We start from the raw sequence: 18,352 nt of genomic DNA, 5'->3' as shown, positions 1-18,352 counted from the left end.
GGCTCTGCCCGGTCGCGAGGGGAGCCGGACTCGCGGGTCAGACGTGGTCGCGCCACGAGTGCCGGGGCTCGTAGCCGAGGAGGCGGCGCGCCTTGTGGATCGAGAGGAGCGTCTCGTGGTCGCCGATCTCGCCCGTCACCGGCACCCCGGGGAAGACCTCCGCGATGAGCTCGGCGTTCGGCCGTGTCATCACCGTGTCTGCAGCTGCGATGAGGAACTGGTCGAAGCCCGGGGGCGCGACCTCGAGCGCACGCTCCACCGCCTGGGCGCCGTCGCGCGCATCGATGTAGCCCCACAGGTTCCACTTGCGCAGGAGGGCGTCGGCGTCGAACGAGGGGAACTCCGCGTAGTCCTCCGGCACCATGACATTCGAGAACCGCAGGGCCGTGACGGACAGGTCGGGGTGCCACCGCACGAGCTCGACGGCGAGCTGCTCTTCGAGGGTCTTGACGAGCGAGTACACGGACTCGGGTCGCGGCGGGTAGGCCTCGTCGACGGGGATGTAGGGCGGCGGGGCGTCGAACGGCAGGCCCTGCACCGTCTCGCTCGACGCGTAGACGATGCGACGGATGCCGAGTCTCACGGCCGCCCAGAAGACGTTGAACGTGGCCGTCATGTTGTTGTGGAAGGTGGCGATGTCGCTGCGGATGCCCGGGGCGGGGATCGCGCCGAGGTGCACGACCGCGTCGATCCCGTCGTGGCGGTCGCCGACGCCTCCGAAGGCGTCGATCACCTGCCCGTAGTCGGTGAGGTCGACCTGGACGAACGAGGGACCGCGCTGACCGACGACGTCCATTCCGACGACCTCGTGTCCGGCTGCGATGAGTTCGCGGAAGACGACGGTGCCGAGCTTTCCGGATGATCCGGTGAGTGCGATGCGCATGATCCCAGCATGGCACCGCCGGCGGAGGCGGGGTCCGTCACTCCGCGACGGCGGCAAGGCGCAGAATCCCCGAAAACTTCGAAAACCATTGCGTTAATCGAATCGACCCTGCTTGACTGTGCCCGACTCGCCCTGGCGCCCTTCCCTCGTCGCGCGACTGCCGGGTCATCCGATTCCCCGATGGAGAGGAAAGGCGATGGCGCCTGCAGCTTGGAGAACACCGGTCGCCGGAGCAGCGATACTCGCGCTCACCGCGGCCACGCTCGCGTTGGCGCCGACGGCCGCCTCCGCCGATGTCGCGCCGGGCAACGAGTCCGACATCGGCGTGTACACGAACGGCCAGACCGACTCGATGGACATCGGCGACCCGACGTACTCGAACATCGACGAGGTGGTGCAGAAGCTGGCACCCGGGGTCGACTGGACGGCGAGCAGCATGCACGACCGGATCTTCGACGAGGACCTGGCTGCCGGCGGCACGGACTACTACCTCGACAGGATCCTCGGCGTCTCCGGCACCGCGAACAACACCGTCCTCCAGACACGCGGCCGCTCGCTCTACATGCGCGGCGGAAGCAACTGGGCGGTGATGGGCTTCGCCGGATCGGCCTTCGCGGGCGGGCCGAACAACCTCGGGAACCTGTACACGGTGGTCGTCCCCGGCCAGACCGTGGCCGAGGTCGGCGCGCAGCGATTCAACGCCCCGAGCCACGCGCGATCGCGCTACACCATCGGCTCGACCGGGGTCGTCGCCGAGCTCCGCAAGTTCGTCACGCACGACAACGCCGCCGTCACGGCGATCACCTTCCAGAATCCCGGCGCCCAGCCCCAGACCTTCACCGTGCGCGCTGCCTCGCCGTTGGCGACGGGCGCGGGTTCGGCGTCCGACGAGCTCGCGGGGACGCGCACGCTCACCAGCGGAGCCAACAACGGGCTCGTCGACACGCCGTGGTCGACGGTCCAGGTCGGCCTGAAGGCGGCAGGCTTCGAGCGAGCCGGCGCGAACCTCGACCGGGTCGTCACGGTCCCCGCCGGAGGCTCCGTCGACCTGTCGGTCGTCGGGACGCTCTACAGCCAGGGGATGCCCGACGGCCTCGAGGAGATGCGCACCTACGCGGAGCTCACCCCGGCCGACGCCTTCAAGAAGGGCGTGACCGACTTCAACCGCCGATGGGCCGAGGACATCCCCTACATCGACGTGCCCGACGCGGCGATCGAGAAGGCGATCGTGTACCGGTGGTGGGGCGAGCGCTACAACGTGCTCGACACGAACGAGTCCGGCTACGTCTACCAGTACCCGACGACGATCGAGGGCGTGAACCTCTACCAGAACTCCGTCGTGCTCACCCAGCCGATGCATCTGCAGGACACGAAGTGGATCCGCACGCCGTACCTCCCGTACGGGCAGATCCTCAACGTCGGCGAGCTCTCCGGCTCGTCCGCGTTCCTCGACAGCCCCGGACACACGAGCTGGAACAACCACTACTCGCAGTACCTCGGCACTGCGGGCCTCGAGGCGTACAACGTCCACGGCGGCGGCGCGGAGATCGCCGAGCGGTTCGCACGCTACTTCGAGGGCGACGGGGTCGGCCAGCTCGAGCACTACGACGGCAACGACGACAAGCTGATCGCGTACGACACGAACTACATGCCGGGCAACGACTCCGACGCCATCACCTTCGGGTACCCGCGGATCACTGCGTCCGCACCCGGCGCGCGGACGATCGAGCGCCCCGAGTCGGCGTACGTCTGGGGCGCATTCGATGCAGCGCGCCAGCTGTACGAGATCGCGGGCGCGGATGCCGAGAAGGTCGACGAGGTCGGCGACACCGCCGACGAGATCCGCGACGCCATCCTCGGGCGGCTGTGGAGCGAGGAGATGCGGACGTTCCTCGCGGGCACCTCGCACGGCGCCCAGGCGGCCGCATCGTCCAACGGCGGCGCCAACCCGCTCTCGGAAGCGGAGCGCGACCTGATCCCCGCCAAGGAGTCGAACCTGTTCGACATCTACGCCGAGGGCCTGATCCCGACCGAGGACGCCGACACCTACGTGGACGGGCTCCGGTTCCTGCGGTACGGCGACAACTTCCCGATCTTCCCCTTCTACACGGCCAATCAGTACGACCGGGCCAAGTTCGGGATCGGGGGCTCCAACAACTTCTCGAACATCAACTTCACCGTGCAGTACCGCGCCGTGCGCGAGGCCCTGCGCCACTACGACCCGGACGGCAAGTACATCACCCCCGAGTACGCTGCGCGCCTTCTCGACTGGATGGCCTGGAGCATCTACCCGGGCGGCGACGCGCGCGTCGCCAACCAAGCCGAGTACTACTCCAATTGGAACGCGACGGCGAAGACGTTCAACCGCAACAACCCGAACCACGTGATGCTCGGCAACATGAACTACATCTACGTGGAGGACATGGGCGGGATCCAGCCGCGGTCGGACGACAAGATCGAACTGTGGCCGATCGACCTCGGCTACGACCACTTCATGGTGAACAACCTGCGCTACCACGGTCACGACCTCACCATCGTCTGGGACGACGACGGCTCGCACTACGGGCTCGGCGAGGGATACAGCCTCTTCATCGACGGCGAGCGCAAGGCCTCGGCCGACGCTCTCGGCCGGTTCGTGTACGACCCCGCGGCCAACGAGATCGTCGAATCCGACGACGGGCTGGCCGTGGAGATCGTCGCGGACGAGGGAGCCGACCTGCCGAGCGCGGTCGACACGCCCATCGAGGACGACCGCGTGGTCGACTACCTGAAGACCGCCGGCATCGATCTGGGTGAGGAGGCCTCGAACCTCGCCGCGGACGCCACGCTTACCTCGTCGTACACGCAGGTGGGCACGCGGCCCACCCCGTGGCGCAACTTCCACACTCCGGGGATGTCGACGGGCTCGATGAACTACACGCCCGGAGCGATCGCCGAGACCGAGCGGCCCGTGTCGCTGGCCGCCGTGGCGGACGATCTCACCACCAATGAGCCGTACTGGGGCAACTACGGGACGACGACCGCCAACGGCTACGTCGACCTGGACTTCGGTGAGCCGAGGCGGTTCGACAACGTGAAGATCTGGTTCGTGAGCGACCGGCAGGCCGGGGGCTACAGCCAGCCGCAGCGGTACTCGATCCAGGTCCAGAACGGCGGCGGAGAGTGGGTCACGATCCCCGAGACCTTCAAGTCGCCGAAGATCGCCGTGCCGAAGTTCAACGAGGCCCTGTTCGAGCCGGTGACGGCGAGCAAGGTCAGGATCGCCTTCACCAACACCCCGACGAAGTTCACCGCGATCTCCGAGATCCAGGTGTTCGACTCCGGGCGCGATGTGCCGCCGGTGGTCAACGACGCACCCGTCGTGACTGCGGCGGCGGATCGATCCCGAGACGGGAACCTGTCGACCACGCTCGTCGGCACAGCGACGGATGACGGCATCCCGGAATCCGGTGAGCTGACGGTCGGCTGGTCGACGGTGTCCACTCCGGCGGGCGCGGGTGTCATCTTCGCTGACGCCTCGGCCCTGACCACGACGGTCACCGGCACGGCAGCGGGCATGTACACGTTCCGGCTGACGGCCTCCGACGGCGAGCGCACGACGCAGAAGGACGTCGAACTGGAACTGCGCGAGAAGGCCACCTCGGCCGAGTTCGGCGCGGTCGCGACCATCACGACGAGCGGCACGTCGTCGTGGGAGAACCACAACCGGGTCAACGAGGCGACCACTCCCGCGAGCTCCGCACCCGGTGCGGGCAACGGGTGGGGCAACTGGGGGCAGCCGGCCAACGGCACGTCCCCGGCGGCCGCCGCCTGGATCCGCTACCAGTGGCCCTCCGCCGTGCGGCTGCAGTCGACCGAGATCTACTGGTACGACGACAACGGCGGGACGCGGATGCCGCGCCCCGACACGTACGCGGTCGAGTACTCGAACGACGGGACCACGTGGACGCCGGTTGCGCTCTCGGGCACGTCGACGTACGCCGGTGCGCTCGTGCGCAACGCCTACAACCGGCTCGAGTTCGAGCCGATCGAGGCGACGCAGCTGCGGATCCGCATCACCGGGGTGCAGGGGTCCGGTGCCGGCACCGGCGTGCTGCGCTGGCGGGCGAACGGCGAGACCGTGGCGTCGGTGGACGCGCCGGTGATCATGCGGACCGTCGTGGGCGAGATCCCCGAGCTGCCGTCGGAGCTGGACGTCGTCTACTCGAGCGGGCAGCGAGGATCGGTGCCGTTCACATGGCAGGCCATCACCGCCGACCAGGTCGCAGAGGCGAACGTCGAGCCGTTCGTGGTCTACGGGACGAACACCACCAACGGGCTCATCGCCCAGGCGCAGATCTACGTGCGGCCCGAGAACTCGCAGGGCGGCATCGCCATCCAGGGCGCGGAGCAGTTCGAGCAGACGGTCGAGGTCGGCGAGCAGCCCTGGCTTCCGGAGCGCGTGCTCGTGTCGTACAACGACGGCTCGCGCGACAACAGGGCGATCGGCGTGGAGTGGGACTACGACGAGTCGGTGGTGGATCGACCGGGCGTGTACACGATCCGCGGCGAGCTGGTGCTGCCGTCCTACGTGAGCACGGCGGGCACGACGTCCACGGTGCTGACGCTGACCGTCGGCGACGGCGTATCGCCTGGGCCGCTGGTCTCGGCGACGGCGACCACCCGATGCGTGGCGGGCAAGGTGACGCTCGTGACGCGAGCGGTGAACGACGACGATGAGCCGATCGCCATCGAGCTCACGTCCGCGTTCGGCACCAAGCAGTTCGCCGCCGTGCAGCCGGGCAAGGCCGTGAGCCAGTCGTTCACGACCCGGACCGCCGGGATCGCCGCCGGCGAGGTGACGGTGACGGCCACCGCCACGGGCGGTGAGAGCAGCACCGTGAAGGCGACGTACCCCGCCGCCACCTGCGGCTGACGCGCCACGGAGGCGGCGCCGGATGCCGGCGCCGCCTCCCTCGTCGGTGCGATCGCCCTGTCCGCCAGGACACGTGAACCGTCCATTGTTTCCGCTAACTGTTAGCGCTACCGGCATCCGTCCTCTCCGCCCCACTGAAAGGAATCACGATGACACCCGAAATCGACACCGGGATCTCACGACGCAAAGTCGTCGTCGGAGGAGGTATCGCGCTCGCCGGCATGGCCGCCGCGGTCGCGATCCTCGACCCGACCCAGGCACGCGCCGCCTCCGCGGCGCGTGAGAGCGCCGCTCCCTTCCGCGCGGCCGGCATCGCCCGCTCGGCACAGGTGGTGCGCGCCGGCCAGACACTGGTCTACCCCGACGCATGGAGCGTGCGGCCGTTCCCGCTGACCTCGGTCGCGCTGGGCCAGAGCGTGTTCACCCGGGCGCTCGACCAGCACCTCGTGCTGTATCGCGCGTACTCGGTCGACAAGATCCTCGCCGTCTTCCGCCGCAACGCCGGACTCCCCACCAACGGAGCCACTCCGCCGGGTGGCTGGGAGGAGTTCGGCCCCAACCCCGACGCCCAGCGCTGGGGACCGGCCGAGTACACTCGCGGCCAGAACACGGCCGGAGCCGGCGGATGCCTCCGCGGCCACTACGGCGGCCACTTCCTGAGCGGCATCTCGATGGCCTACGCCGCGACCGGGGAGCTCGCCCTGCTCAACAAGGTGAACGCGATCGTCGCCGGGCTCGAGGAGTGTCGCGCCGCGCTCGCCGCGCAGCAGTTCGAGGGTGCGCCGCGCTACTCGCACCCCGGGTTCCTGTCCGCCTACGGCGAGTGGCAGTTCTCGGCCCTCGAGGAGTTCGCGCCCTACGGCGAGATCTGGGCGCCGTACTACACACTCCACAAGATCCTCGCGGGGCTCCTCGACGCCCACGCCCTCGCCGGCAGCGACCAGGCGCTCGCCCTCGCCGAGGGCATCGGGCACTGGGTCTTCAGCCGTCTGTCGCAGTGCACGCCGGCACAGCTCGCGCGCATGTGGGGCTCATACATCGCCGGCGAGTACGGCGGCATGAACGAGGTGCTCGTCGAGCTCTACTGGCGCTCGGCCGACCCGCAGAAGAGCGAGTTCCTCGATGCGGCGAAGCTCTTCACGCTGCACACCCTCGTCGACGCGTGCGCCGCGGGAACGGACACGCTCAACGGCAAGCATGCCAACCAGCACATCCCGCAGTTCCCCGGGTACATCAAGCTCGCCGCCGAGACCGGCGACGACCACTACCTCGACGCCACCAGGGGCTTCTACGACATGGTCGTTCCCGGCCGGTCCTACGCCCACGGCGGCACAGGGGAGGGCGAGCTGTGGGGGCCCGCCGGTGCGGTCGCGGGTGACATCGGCCCGCGCAACGCCGAGTCGTGCGCCGCGTACAACATGCTCAAGGTCGCGAGCTACCTGTTCTTCAACGTGCAGGACCCGAAGTACATGGACTACTACGAACGCACCGTGCTCAACCACATCCTCGGCGGCCGGCGCAACCAGGAGTCCACCTCCGGCCCCGAGAACCTGTACATGTTCCCGGTGCACCCCGGCGCGCGCAAGGAGTACGGCAACGGCAACATCGGCACCTGCTGCGGCGGGACCGGACTCGAGAGCCACGTGAAGTACCAGGAGGGCATCTACTTCCGCTCGGCCGACCAGTCCGAGCTGTACGTCAATCTCTACATCGCGTCGACGCTCACGTGGGACGAGACCGGGCTCGAGCTCGAGCAGGTGTCGTCGTACCCCGAGGCCGAGACGTCGACGCTGACCGTGAAGGCGGCGCCGTCGGGCCCGCTGACCGTGCACCTGCGCGTCCCGTCCTGGTCGTCGGGCGTCGAGATCGAGGTCAACGGGGCGCCCGCGGGCGCGGACGTCGAGCCGGGCACGTACGCGACGATCGCACGCACGTGGGTCGTCGGGGACACGATCACGGTGCGCATCCCGCTCGCCGTGCGCGTCGAGGCGGCGCCCGACCGCGCCGACATCCAGACGCTCATGTACGGGCCCGTGGTGCTGACCGCCACGAGCTCGGCGTCGAGCTATCTCAAGGTCTCGCTGGCCGACCGCCTCGATCTGGCCGGCAACGTCACGCGGGGCATCTCGAAGACCGCCGCGAATGTGTTCACGATCGGCGGCCAGTCCTATGAGCCGGCATACAACGGGCGGGATGTCGCGTACCACATGTACTTCCAGCGCACCGAGCCCACGGTGACCTTCGCCGGCAGGGACGCGGGCGTGCCGAACCCCCGCCGATCGGGCTCGACGCTGCTCGACGACATCTGGGAGCAGGCGCCCTTCGCCGATCGGTCGGCGTTCCTCGACACGGTCGGGGAGGTCACGGCGTCCTATGTCGCGGACGGGCTGCTCACCAGCCGCAACCGCCAGAAGATCCTGCTCGCCGCAGGACGCGCGCCGATCGACGCGGCCAACTGACATGTCGACGATGGAGAGGAAACCCATGCACACGCTTCGTTCCGGCAGGTCCGGTGTGAAGAGGAGGCTCGCCGTGCTGGTGGCGGTGTCGCTCGCGCTCGCGGGCGCCGCGGCGACCGGGATGCCGGCGACCGCCGCCGACGAGCCCTTCAACGTCGCCCTGGCGTCGGGGGAGAACGCGCCGACCGTCGAGGTCAGCTACGTTCCCGGGTGGAACTCGTCGGCGGCGCTGAACAACGGCGCCTCTGCCCCGACCAACACGCTGTCCGCGATGTGGGGCACGTGGGGAGCGCCAGGCAGCCCGACGCAGGACGTCGCCACGTACACGTGGGAGAACGCCGTCACGGTGAGCTCCTCCAAGCTCTACCTGTGGCAGAACCACCTCACGCCGGGCGGCGACTCCGGCGTGATGATCCCGGCGGCGTGGAAGCTCGAGTACCGCACCGCCGCAGGCGAGTGGGCGCCGATGACCGGCGCGAGCCTGACCTACCCGCTCCCGGAGCTGAACACCGCGGCGCCCGTCACCTCGCAGCCGGTCGTGCAGGCGAACTTCGACGCCGTGACCACGACGGCGGTGCGCCTGGTGCTCGACCGGGTGCTCTTCTCGGGCCAGCGCAAGGCGACCAGCGTGATCGAGTGGGAGGTCTGGGGCGTGAACGCTCCGGTCGTCGAGCCCGAGCCCGAGGACCCGCACGCCTTCATCGACGCCGAGCAGGTCGCGGTGCGCACGGTGACCGGAGCCGCTCCCGACCTGCCCGAGCAGGTCTGGGTGATCGGCGAGAACGGGCCGCTCCGCTATGTCGACGTCGAGTGGGCGCCGGTCGCCGCGGCGAGCTACGCCGCCGCCGGCGAGTTCGAGGTGCTGGGCGATCCCGCCGGCTACGACGGCCAGTCCGTCACCGCCTCGGTCGCCGTCGCCGACGAGTTCTCCGACGTGATCGAGAGCGTCGACTACGCGGCGACGATCACCACGCCCGGCGTCGAGCCGGTGCTGCCCGACACGGTGCACGCGACGTACGACGACGGCACGGCGAGCAGCGACGTCGCCGTCGAATGGGACGCGATCGAGCCCTCGGCCTACGCCGAGGCCGACGCCATCTTCGACGTCGAGGGCGCTGTCGGCGGGTACGAGCCCGGCGCGGTCGCGACCGTGTTCGTGGTCGAGCCGCTCGACCAGACCGAGCCCATCGTGTCGATCGAGTTCGACTCGGCGCCGCAGGGATCGGGCTGGTACACCACCGCCCCGACGGTGACCGTGGCGGCCGAGGAGACCGCGAGCCCTGTCGCCACGATCGAGTACAGCCTCGACGGCGAGACCTGGACCTCGTACGACGAGCCCTTCGAGGTCTCGGCGCAGGGCGAGGTCACCGTCAGCGCGCGCGCCACGAGCGAGGACGACGCGGTGGGGGAGGCATCCGAGACCATCAAGGTCGACACGATCGCCCCGGAGACCGGCATCGACTGGATCGTCGTGGACGGCACGTCCGCTCTCGTCACCCTGACGCCGACCGACGACGAGCCCGGCTCGGGCGTCACGCGGACGGTGTGGTCGGACGGCCCCGACGGCTCGCCGACGGGGGAGACGAACAACATGTACGCCACGTACGAGGAGCCCTTCTCGGTGCAGCTCACCGAGGAGCCCCGCTACGTGCACGTGCAGGCTCAGGATGCCGCGGGCAATGTCGAGACCCACGTCACGGTAGAGCTGCCGACGCTCGTCGGCGACACGCTCGACCTGCAGCCGAGCGTCTCCCAGCGGTGCGTGGCCGGCAAGGTGTACCTCGCGGTGTCGGTGAAGAACGCCGGCGACACGGCCGCCGAGGTCACGATCGAGTCCGCGTACGGGTCGAAGACGATCGCGTCGCTGAAGGCCGGCGGCACCACGACGACGACCTTCGCCGCACGCACGCTCGGTGTGCCGGCGGGCGAGATCACGGTCGCCGGATCTGCCGGCGACGACGCGATCTACGAGGGGACGGTGACCTACCCCGCGTTCAGCTGCGGCTGACGCGCGGCGCAGACGGACGGCCCGCGGTCTTCGGACTGCGGGCCGTTCCGCATCCCGGCGGCCCGGACGCCGGCGGCTCAGACGCCGGAGTCCGGGGGTTCGGCGGTCGCGGCATCCGCTCTCTCGAGCCGGCGCAGCCGACGGCGGGCGAAATCCTGCGCGCGGGGGCCTGCACCCAGCGCCCGCTCGGTCACGGCGAGGATCGCGCGGGTGAGCGTCACCACGGGGAGCCACGTCCTTCGCAGGCCGAGCAGCTTGCGGTACCGCCGGGGAATGGTCGCCACAGCGCTCGCGAACAGCACCCGGTACGCCAGCGACATGGCGGGGGAGTCGCGGAACGGCGGACGTCGCAGGAAGCGCACGACGTCGTCGACACGCTCATCGCGCCGGAGCACGCCCTGGTCGAGGTGGGCGTCGAGGCGGCGCCGCAGGTCGGCCTCGGTCAGCGGGGGGTCGCCCACGCGCATCAGCCGGCCGGCCGTCGCCCACTCGGCGACGTACGCGTCGGGACCGCCCGGGATCGGTCGCCCCCACCTCTCGTGGCAGGTGAGGAACGCGTCGGTGAACGCCAGATGCACCCAGTCGACGAGGTCGGCATCGGCGGCGGAGTACGAGCGCTTGCGGCCGCCGGCGGAGACGTACGTGCCTTCGACGCGCCGGTGGAACCGGCCCACGCGCGCGGTCTCGCGCTCCGCCTGCGCGCGTGATCCGTAGGTCAGGCAGATGACCCAGCGCACGGTTCCCGTGAGCCGGCCGATCGGGTCGTCACGGTAGCGCGACCAGTCGTGCACGCCCGCCAGCGCCCCGGGGTGCAGTGCCTGGATGAGCAGGGCCCGGATGCCGGCGACCATCGTCCCCATGCCGGCGTGCACCGTCCACGCCGGGCCGCCCTCGACGAACCATCCGGCGTCGTCTCCGTCGGCGAGCTCCCGCACCCACGGGGGAGTGCCGTCCGGGTCGCCCGACAGCGCCGTGAGCAGGCGCGCCCGCAGGCGCATCGTGGGCCCGCCGCTCTTCGCGGCGGGCTTCTCAGGGGCGAACCTCGTCACCCCACCAGCGTGACACGGCGGACGGATCCCTCGGCCCATTGGCGGCCGACCGCGCGCGACCGAGGCCCCGGCGTGATCCGCCGGGGCCTCGGTTCCTCGGAGCGGCCAGGTACAGCTAGGCCCGAGGCATCCGCTCGCTCAGCCGCAGCTGCGCGCGGCGTACGACGCCGTCACCGTGCCGGTGCCGTCGCCCTGCACGACGGCGACGCTCACCTCTCCCGCCGGCAGCGGGGCGACGCGGGTGGTGAAGGAGTACGAAGCCGACTTGCCCGCCGCCACGGTGGCGGACTTCGAGCCGTACGCCGTCGAGACCTCGAGCTGTGCGGCCGCCGTGCCGGTGTTGACGACCTTCACAGTCAGCGTGGCCTTGCCGGCGACGCAGCGCGAGTCGGCCGTGACGTCGACGTCGATCGCCGCCTCCACCGTGACCGTCGCCTCGACCGGCATGCGCGAGTCGTCCTGCGCGATGCCCGAGACGGTGAACGTGCCGGGGGTCGCGTAGTCCGATGCGTCGACGTCATCCCACGCCACGGCGACCGTCTGCTGCGAGCCGTCGGCCTTGGTCAGCTTCGCCTGCGGCAGCACCGGCGCGACGCCGGCGACCGTCGTCACGTCCATCGCCGCGACAGAGGCGACCGCGATGTTCGGTGCATACGCCTCGAGCACCCTCTGGTACTCGGCGCGCGTCACCGGGATGACGGTGCCGTGGCGCGGCTTGCCGCCGTCGGCGTTCTGCGGAAGGCCCACGCGGAGCTTGGCGCCCAGTGCCTGCCAGGCGTCGCCGTCATTCAGGTCGTCGGTTCCGAACGGCACGTAGTGGTTGGGTCCGCCGTGGTAGTCCGGCTGGTCGATGAAGAGGAACCAGTCGAGCCCGTTCACATCGCCCTCGTTGGCGGCGAAGATGTTCGCGCCCTCGCCGCTGGAGTAGGTGCCGCCCGGCTCGCCGTTGGGCAGGCCGCTCGCGACGCGCTCCTTGACGAGCGTCCACTGGTCGGCCGGCCCGGTGGTGCCCGGAAGGCTGCCGGTGATGGTCGCGAGCAGGTTCGTCGACTTCTCGTGACGGATCGTCATGCTCGCCTCGTCCTTGGTGAAGCGGTGGTACACGCCGTCCACCTTCGCGACCGTCGAGTCGATCATGCCTCGACCGGTCCCGCGGGGCACGTCCGTCCAGATCCTCGGCTCCGAGAACGTGACGAAGTCGTCGGTGGTCGCGTACATCATGCGGTTGTAGGTGACCGCGGTGCGATCGGCGACGTTGGTCGTCGGGTAGAGGTTCGACGCCCAGAACACCACGAAGGTGTCGAGCTCCTCGTCCCAGTACGCCTCGGGCGCCCACGTGTTGCCGGCGAAGTCCGTCGACACCTTCACGTGCCGCTGCGCCGACCAGGTGACCAGGTCGTCCGACTCCCACACCTCGATGTACTTCGAGCCCGAGATCTGCGCCGTCGTGAAGCCGCCGGCGAGACCGGCGACCTTCAGGTCCGTCGCGATCATGTAGAACTTGTCGCCCTCGGGTGCGCGGACGATGAAGGGATCGCGCAGGCCCTGCGTGCCGACCGTCGAGGTGAAGATCGGCTCACCGCCATTGAGGGTGTTCCAGCTCAGCGCGTCGTTGCCCTTGGATGCCGCGATGCTGACGCGCTCGGCTCCCTGGCCCTCGCCGGTGAAGAAGGTCCAGAAGTACGCCTCGGTCTTGTCGGTGCCACCGGGCATCGGCTGGATCCGCGCTGCGAACGTGCGGCTCGCCGACGCGGAGCCGTTGGTCGCCGTTGCGGTGAGCTCGACGACGACGGCGTCCGAGCCGGCCGCCGGCCGCTGCACCTCGACCGTGCGCGAGTCCTCCCGCACGCCGGCGCGCAGCTCGGCGTAGGCCGCTCCCGCGGGGGCGACGGTCCAGGCGATCGCCGAACCCTGCGCACCCGCGGCGGGCACGGAGAAGTTGCTGCGGATCTCGTCGAGGTTGAGGATCTCGATCGCGGCCAGGTCCTGCGCGACCTTGTCCGCGTCGGGGATCTCCTGCGGCACGAGCACGGCATACGTGCGTGTCCGCGTCTCGGAGCCCACGGTGAACGTCGCCGTCAGCGTCACGGTCGCGTCGCCTGCGCCCGCGGCGGGCCGCGTGACGTCGGCGGTCGCGCCGGTCAGGGCGATCGCCGGGTTGTTCGACGTCCACGTCACGGCGACGCCGGCGCTCGTGAGCGGCACGGTGAAGTCGGTCGTGGCGGAGGCGGGCACGGAGACGCCGGCCACGGCGCGGTCGAGCGCCTGAGAGCTGTAGAGCGACTGCACGTCGGCGTCGGTCAGCGCGGACGCGTAGACGGCGAAGTCGTCGACGAGCCCGTTCCAGCTGGTGTCGTTGTAGGTGGAGCGGCCGAGGCTCGCCACGAGGGCCGAGCCGAAGGCGGCGACGTCGCGTGCGATGGCGTTCTGCGCGATGCGGACGCCGTTGACGTACACGCGCAGCTGGCCGGTCGTGCCGTCGATGACGGTCGTGTAGAGGCTGAGGCCAGCCGGAGTCCGCGCCCCGGTCGTGGCCGAGTTCGTGCCGCCGGGGCCGACCTCGGTGCCCCAGGGAGCAGCGGCGTTGACGGAGTCCGTGACGACGGACTTCACATACCCGCTCGGGTTGGCGGGGTTGAGCAGCCAGTAGCCGGAGGAGTAGGAGGCGCCCGAGGCGACGGGCGCGCCGATGAACGCGGCCGCTGTGTTGCCCGCACCCGAGCGCGGCGAGAGCCACGTCGAGATGGTGAGATCCTTCTTGCCCACGAGGGGCGCGGTCGGGATCTCCAGGTACGCCGCGGTGCCGCGGGCTCCGCCCGGGAGCGACAGGCTGCCGTCCGAAACGCTGCCGCCGCTCTGGCGCAGGATGGCGTTGTGGCCGTTGCCGCTGCTGTCGCTGATCGTGGTGCCGGCGGCGGCGTCGAAGCTGTAGTGGATGAGGGGCTGCGCGCTGATGGCGGCGTTGGCCGACGTCGGCACGACGGCGCCGGTGAGGGCGAGGGCGATCGCGGTCGCGACCGCACCGCCCTTCGCCAGGAATCGGGATCTGTTGCGCGTTGTCACGCTCTGCTTCCTCGCTCTCGTCGATTGCGGCGATGCGAGGAACCCCAGGCCGTGGACGTCGCCGTCTCGGCAGACTCGTTGTGCGTCATCGCGCAATCCTGTGAACCGCGGCTGCGCGGTCTCGGGACTCTCAGTGTTACCGGAAACACTCCGGATCGCCCCACGCTAGATCCGGCGCCCGACTGATGTCAAGGGTGCGTCCACCGAAACCGTTATCGGTAACAGACTTCTCATGCTTGACGCACCCCATTGTGAGGTTTGGGCACAAGAAGCCTGTCGTCCGTCGTCGCGTTAGCGCTAATGTGAGCGATAACAGTCTGTTCGATGATGTGCAGTCACTTGACGGAGAGTGGATATGAGTCTGTCTTCACGCGCTCGAAGAAGCGCACTGGTCTTCACCGCCGCCGGGGCGATGGTCCTCGGCATGGGCGTGACGGCCGCAGCCGCCGATGCGCCCACCGAAGGCCTCATCGCCGCCTACGCCTTCTCGCAGGCGTCGGGCGGCGAGGTGCCCAACGGCGCGAGCGGCTCGGGCCTCGGGCCGGCGACGATCCGCAACCTCCAGCCGTCGGACTGGACCGGTTCCGCCCTCACCCTCCGCGGGGGCGCCAAGACCTCGACGGGCAACTGGGTGGAGCTGCCCGACGACCTGCTCGCGGGGGCGGAGTCCGCGACCGTCGTGGCCGAAGTCCAGGCGTCGCAGGCGATGCTGAACGGCTTCCACTTCCTTTGGAACATCGGAAACGAGTCTTCGGCGACCGAGTACTTCTTCGCCTCCCTGAACTGCGGTTCCGGGCGAGCGCCCCTCGTCGGCATCAAGGCCGGCGGCGTCGAGCGCCTCGTCTCGTCGAGCTCGTGCGGCATCACCGCGGGCCAGTGGGTCAACGTGGCATCCGTCGTCGATGGCGCGGCGGGCACGGCATCCCTCTTCCTCAACGGCACGCGCGTCGCTCACGGCCCGATCGAGTTCACGCCGGGCGACGTGGTGGACCAGTCGCTCAACACCATCGGCCGCGCGCCGTGGCCGGACCCGCTCTTCCAGGGCGCGATCTCGTCCTTCCGCGTGTACGACCGCGCGCTCTCGGCGACGGAGGTCACCGACGTCTCAGCCGCCGATGCGACACCGCACGCTGCGGTGCTCGAGGCGCAGGCACAGGCGATCCTCGACGCCCTCGCTCTCGCCGACCGTGAGACGTCGACCGACATCGACCTTCCGACGGCGAGCGGGCGAGTGACGTGGACCTCGAGCGACGCGTCGATCGTCGCCCCCGACGGCACCGTGAACGCACCGCTGGCCGGGCAGCCCGCCGTCGAGGTCGAGCTCACCGCCTCCGCCTCGGTGCGCGGCTTCACCGCCACCAAGACCATCACCGTGACGGTGCTGCCGTCGACCGAGTCCGCGGCAGATCGTGCGGCGCGGCTCGCGTCCCGCTTCGTCATCCCCCCCGTCGTGGAATCGGGCACCCCCCTTCCCGCCGCTCCGTCCGGCACCGCCGTCGAGGTCACGTCCGTCAGCGCGGGCGTGACCGTCGACGACGCGATCGTCTCCGACTCGGAGGTCGAGACGGATGCCGAGATCACCGTCCGCGTCACCGATGAGTCGACCGGCGCCGGGGTCGACCGGACCTTCGACGTCCGAGTGCTTCCGGCCGCCACGACATCGCAGCTCCTCGCGTACAGCCGCGTTCCCACGTCGGTCACCGAGGCCAACAACGCCGACGTCGCGCTCAGCATGCACCTCGCGCTGGATGACGGCGACGGCTGGACTCCGCTGAACGAGAACTACGGCATCTTCTTCGCCAAGACGTCCACGCCGCCGCCGGCGAACGGCACGAGCGAGGGCATCATCCGGAGTCTCAAGGACCCGCACCTCTTCCGCCTCGCCGACGGCGGGTTCGGCGTCGTGGCCACGCGCACCGCACGCGGCGGCGCCTCCGACGGCACCCAGACCTCGCGCGTGCTGTTCGCGCGGACGGCAGATCTGCGCTCGTACGAGGAGGTCGGCATGATCGACCTCGGTGTCACGAGCGGCGTGAACCAGCCGGCTGCCGTCTACGACACCGCCGCCGACCGGTACGTGGTCAGCTGGACATCCGACGCGGGCGCGGCGATGTACACGACGTTCACCGAGCTGGCCGGCGGCGTCGGCCGCACGGCGGAGCAGCGCGGGACGATCGAGGCCACGGCGGGTGCCGCCGGCACCGGCATCCCGAACTACTCGACCGGCAACGCGCTTCCCGTCGAGGCCGACACGGTCGAAGCCCTCCAGGTGCGCTTCGGCCGCATCCTCAACACCGGGGTGGCCGAGCTCGACGACGTCACGATCGACGAGGGCGACGCGTTCGGCGCGGCCGACCTGCCGCAGCGTGTCCAGCTGGCGTACGACGACGGCTCCGACGCCTCGCGTGCCATCGCGTGGGACGCGGCATCCGTCGACGCGGTCGACACCGGCGCCCCCGGAACCTACGAGGTCACAGGCCGCGTGAAGCAGACGGAGTACGCCACGCCGTTCGCGGACGAGCGGGCCGACCCGTCGGTGTTCCGCTACGACTGGAACGGCCAGGAGAAGTTCCTGATGATCGCCACCGAGGACATCTACGGCGGCAACATCAACCCCCAGGGCGGCGGGCACATGCCCATCCGCATCGCCGACAGCATCGAGGACCTCTCGGATGAGGCGATCGACGCGGGCCGCAACGTCGAGATCGACCTGCTGCGCCGGGGCGACACGGACGCCGACGGCGGTGTCATGACCGGATGCTTCTGGGCTCCGGAGTACCACGTCATCGGCGGGAGGCTCTCGATCCTCTTCATGCCCTGCTACAACGGCTCGAACGGGCAGCCCGACATGTGGACCGGCCGTGCGAGCATCATGCAGCTGGAGCAGGATGCCGCGGGCGACGACCTGGATCCGGCCGTCCCCGCGAACTGGAGCAAGCCGCAGAAGGTGCTCCGCTCGGGCGGCGGCGCGCTCAACACGGTGCAGGGGATCTCGCTGGACATGACGTACCTGGAGGACTCCGGGCAGTCGTACTACATCTGGCAGATGCTCGGCTCGCTGTTCATCGCGAAGATGGATCCGGCCAACCCGACCCGCCTCACGTCGGAGCCCGTGCGCATCCTCGCGCCGGAGTACGCATGGGACAACACGATCGCCGAGGGGCCGAACGTGTTCGCCCACGACGGTGTGCTGAACCTGATCTACTCCGGATCCACGGTCGGCGACAGCTACACCACCGGCCTCGCGACCGCCACGGCGGGAGCCGGGGTCGACCTCACCGATCCCGCCGCGTGGTCGAAGCTCAACTACCCCATCCAGAAGTCGGGCGTCTTCAACGGGGCCTGGCAGCTCGGCACGGGTCATGGCATGTGGTCCCACGACGAGGACGACAACCTCCTCTACGTGTTCCATGCCCGCACCGACAACAACGGGCTGTCCGGCCGCGACATGTTCGTGCGTCGGGTCCACTGGGCCGCCGACGGCCTGCCGGTCTTCGACATGGAGGGCGACGAGGAGGTGGCTCCCGACAACCGGACCGTCTCGGTGACGGTCGAGGTGGTGGCCGACCCTGCGCCGGAGCTCGACGTGACCGCGGTCGTCGGCGCGCGCTGCGTCGCCGGAAAGGTCGTTCAGACCCTCTCCGTGTCGAACGCGGACGACGTGCCGGTGGCGATCACCGCCGTAGGGCCGTACGGCACGAAGACGTTCGCATCTGTGCCGGCGGGGAAGACCTCGTCGGCGACCTTCACGACGCGCCTGCAGGCGATCCCCACGGGGTCGATCACACTCACGGCATCGGCCACCGTCGGCGGCTCTCCGGTGACCGACACCACGGAGATGAGCACCGCGCCCGCCTCGTGCGGGTGACCTGACCCGGCCGCCCTGCGCGGCCGTCGCGACGCGCGCCGCGGGTGACGACACACCCCGCGGCGCGCTGTCGCGCGCTCAACGACCGGGAGCGGTGGCTCGCTGAG

At 70.0% G+C, this 18,352-nt stretch carries 7 protein-coding genes; 4 read left to right on the top strand and 3 right to left on the bottom strand.

Annotated elements, in window-relative coordinates:
- Positions 1-37: 37 nt before the first annotated feature.
- Positions 38-883, bottom strand: coding sequence for an NAD-dependent epimerase/dehydratase family protein (locus tag EER34_RS03530; RefSeq protein WP_127473172.1), 846 nt, complete (start codon positions 881-883; stop codon positions 38-40).
- Between the two features lie 196 nt (positions 884-1,079).
- On the opposite strand from EER34_RS03530, the gene EER34_RS03525 reads away from it, so the two are divergent.
- The 3 genes from EER34_RS03525 to EER34_RS03515 all read left to right on the top strand — a co-directional run bounded on the left by EER34_RS03525 (position 1,080) and on the right by EER34_RS03515 (position 10,265).
- Positions 1,080-5,798 (top strand): discoidin domain-containing protein, encoded by a 4,719-nt coding sequence (locus EER34_RS03525; protein ID WP_205791338.1) that lies wholly within the window; start codon positions 1,080-1,082, stop codon positions 5,796-5,798.
- A 149-nt stretch (positions 5,799-5,947) separates the two neighbouring features.
- Entirely contained in the window at positions 5,948-8,257 is a 2,310-nt protein-coding gene (locus EER34_RS03520) for a glycoside hydrolase family 127 protein (protein ID WP_127473171.1), read from the top strand.
- 25 nt (positions 8,258-8,282) lie between these two features.
- Positions 8,283-10,265, top strand: coding sequence for an OmpL47-type beta-barrel domain-containing protein (locus tag EER34_RS03515; RefSeq protein ID WP_164743433.1), 1,983 nt, complete (start codon positions 8,283-8,285; stop codon positions 10,263-10,265).
- A 77-nt stretch (positions 10,266-10,342) separates the two neighbouring features.
- Here the strand turns inward: EER34_RS03515 and EER34_RS03510 are convergent, their stop codons facing one another.
- Together EER34_RS03510 and EER34_RS03505 are read right to left on the bottom strand one after the other, a co-directional pair.
- Positions 10,343-11,263, bottom strand: a complete 921-nt coding sequence (locus EER34_RS03510; RefSeq protein ID WP_127474267.1) for an oxygenase MpaB family protein — start codon at positions 11,261-11,263, stop codon at positions 10,343-10,345.
- Positions 11,264-11,452: 189 nt separating this feature from the next.
- On the bottom strand, positions 11,453-14,377 hold the full coding sequence (locus EER34_RS03505) for an immunoglobulin-like domain-containing protein (RefSeq protein WP_127473169.1): 2,925 nt from the start codon (positions 14,375-14,377) through the stop codon (positions 11,453-11,455).
- 355 nt (positions 14,378-14,732) lie between these two features.
- On the opposite strand from EER34_RS03505, the gene EER34_RS03500 reads away from it, so the two are divergent.
- A complete protein-coding gene (locus EER34_RS03500) occupies positions 14,733-18,245 on the top strand; it encodes a family 43 glycosylhydrolase (RefSeq protein WP_127473168.1) in 3,513 nt (1,170 codons plus the stop codon).
- The last annotated feature ends 107 nt before the right edge of the window (positions 18,246-18,352 follow it).

Source organism: Microbacterium sulfonylureivorans (genome assembly GCF_003999995.1).
Taxonomy (GTDB): Bacteria; Actinomycetota; Actinomycetes; order Actinomycetales; family Microbacteriaceae; genus Microbacterium; species Microbacterium sulfonylureivorans.
The sequence above is the reverse complement of the archived record's forward strand: the minus strand, read 5'-3'. Positions and strand labels throughout refer to the sequence as shown.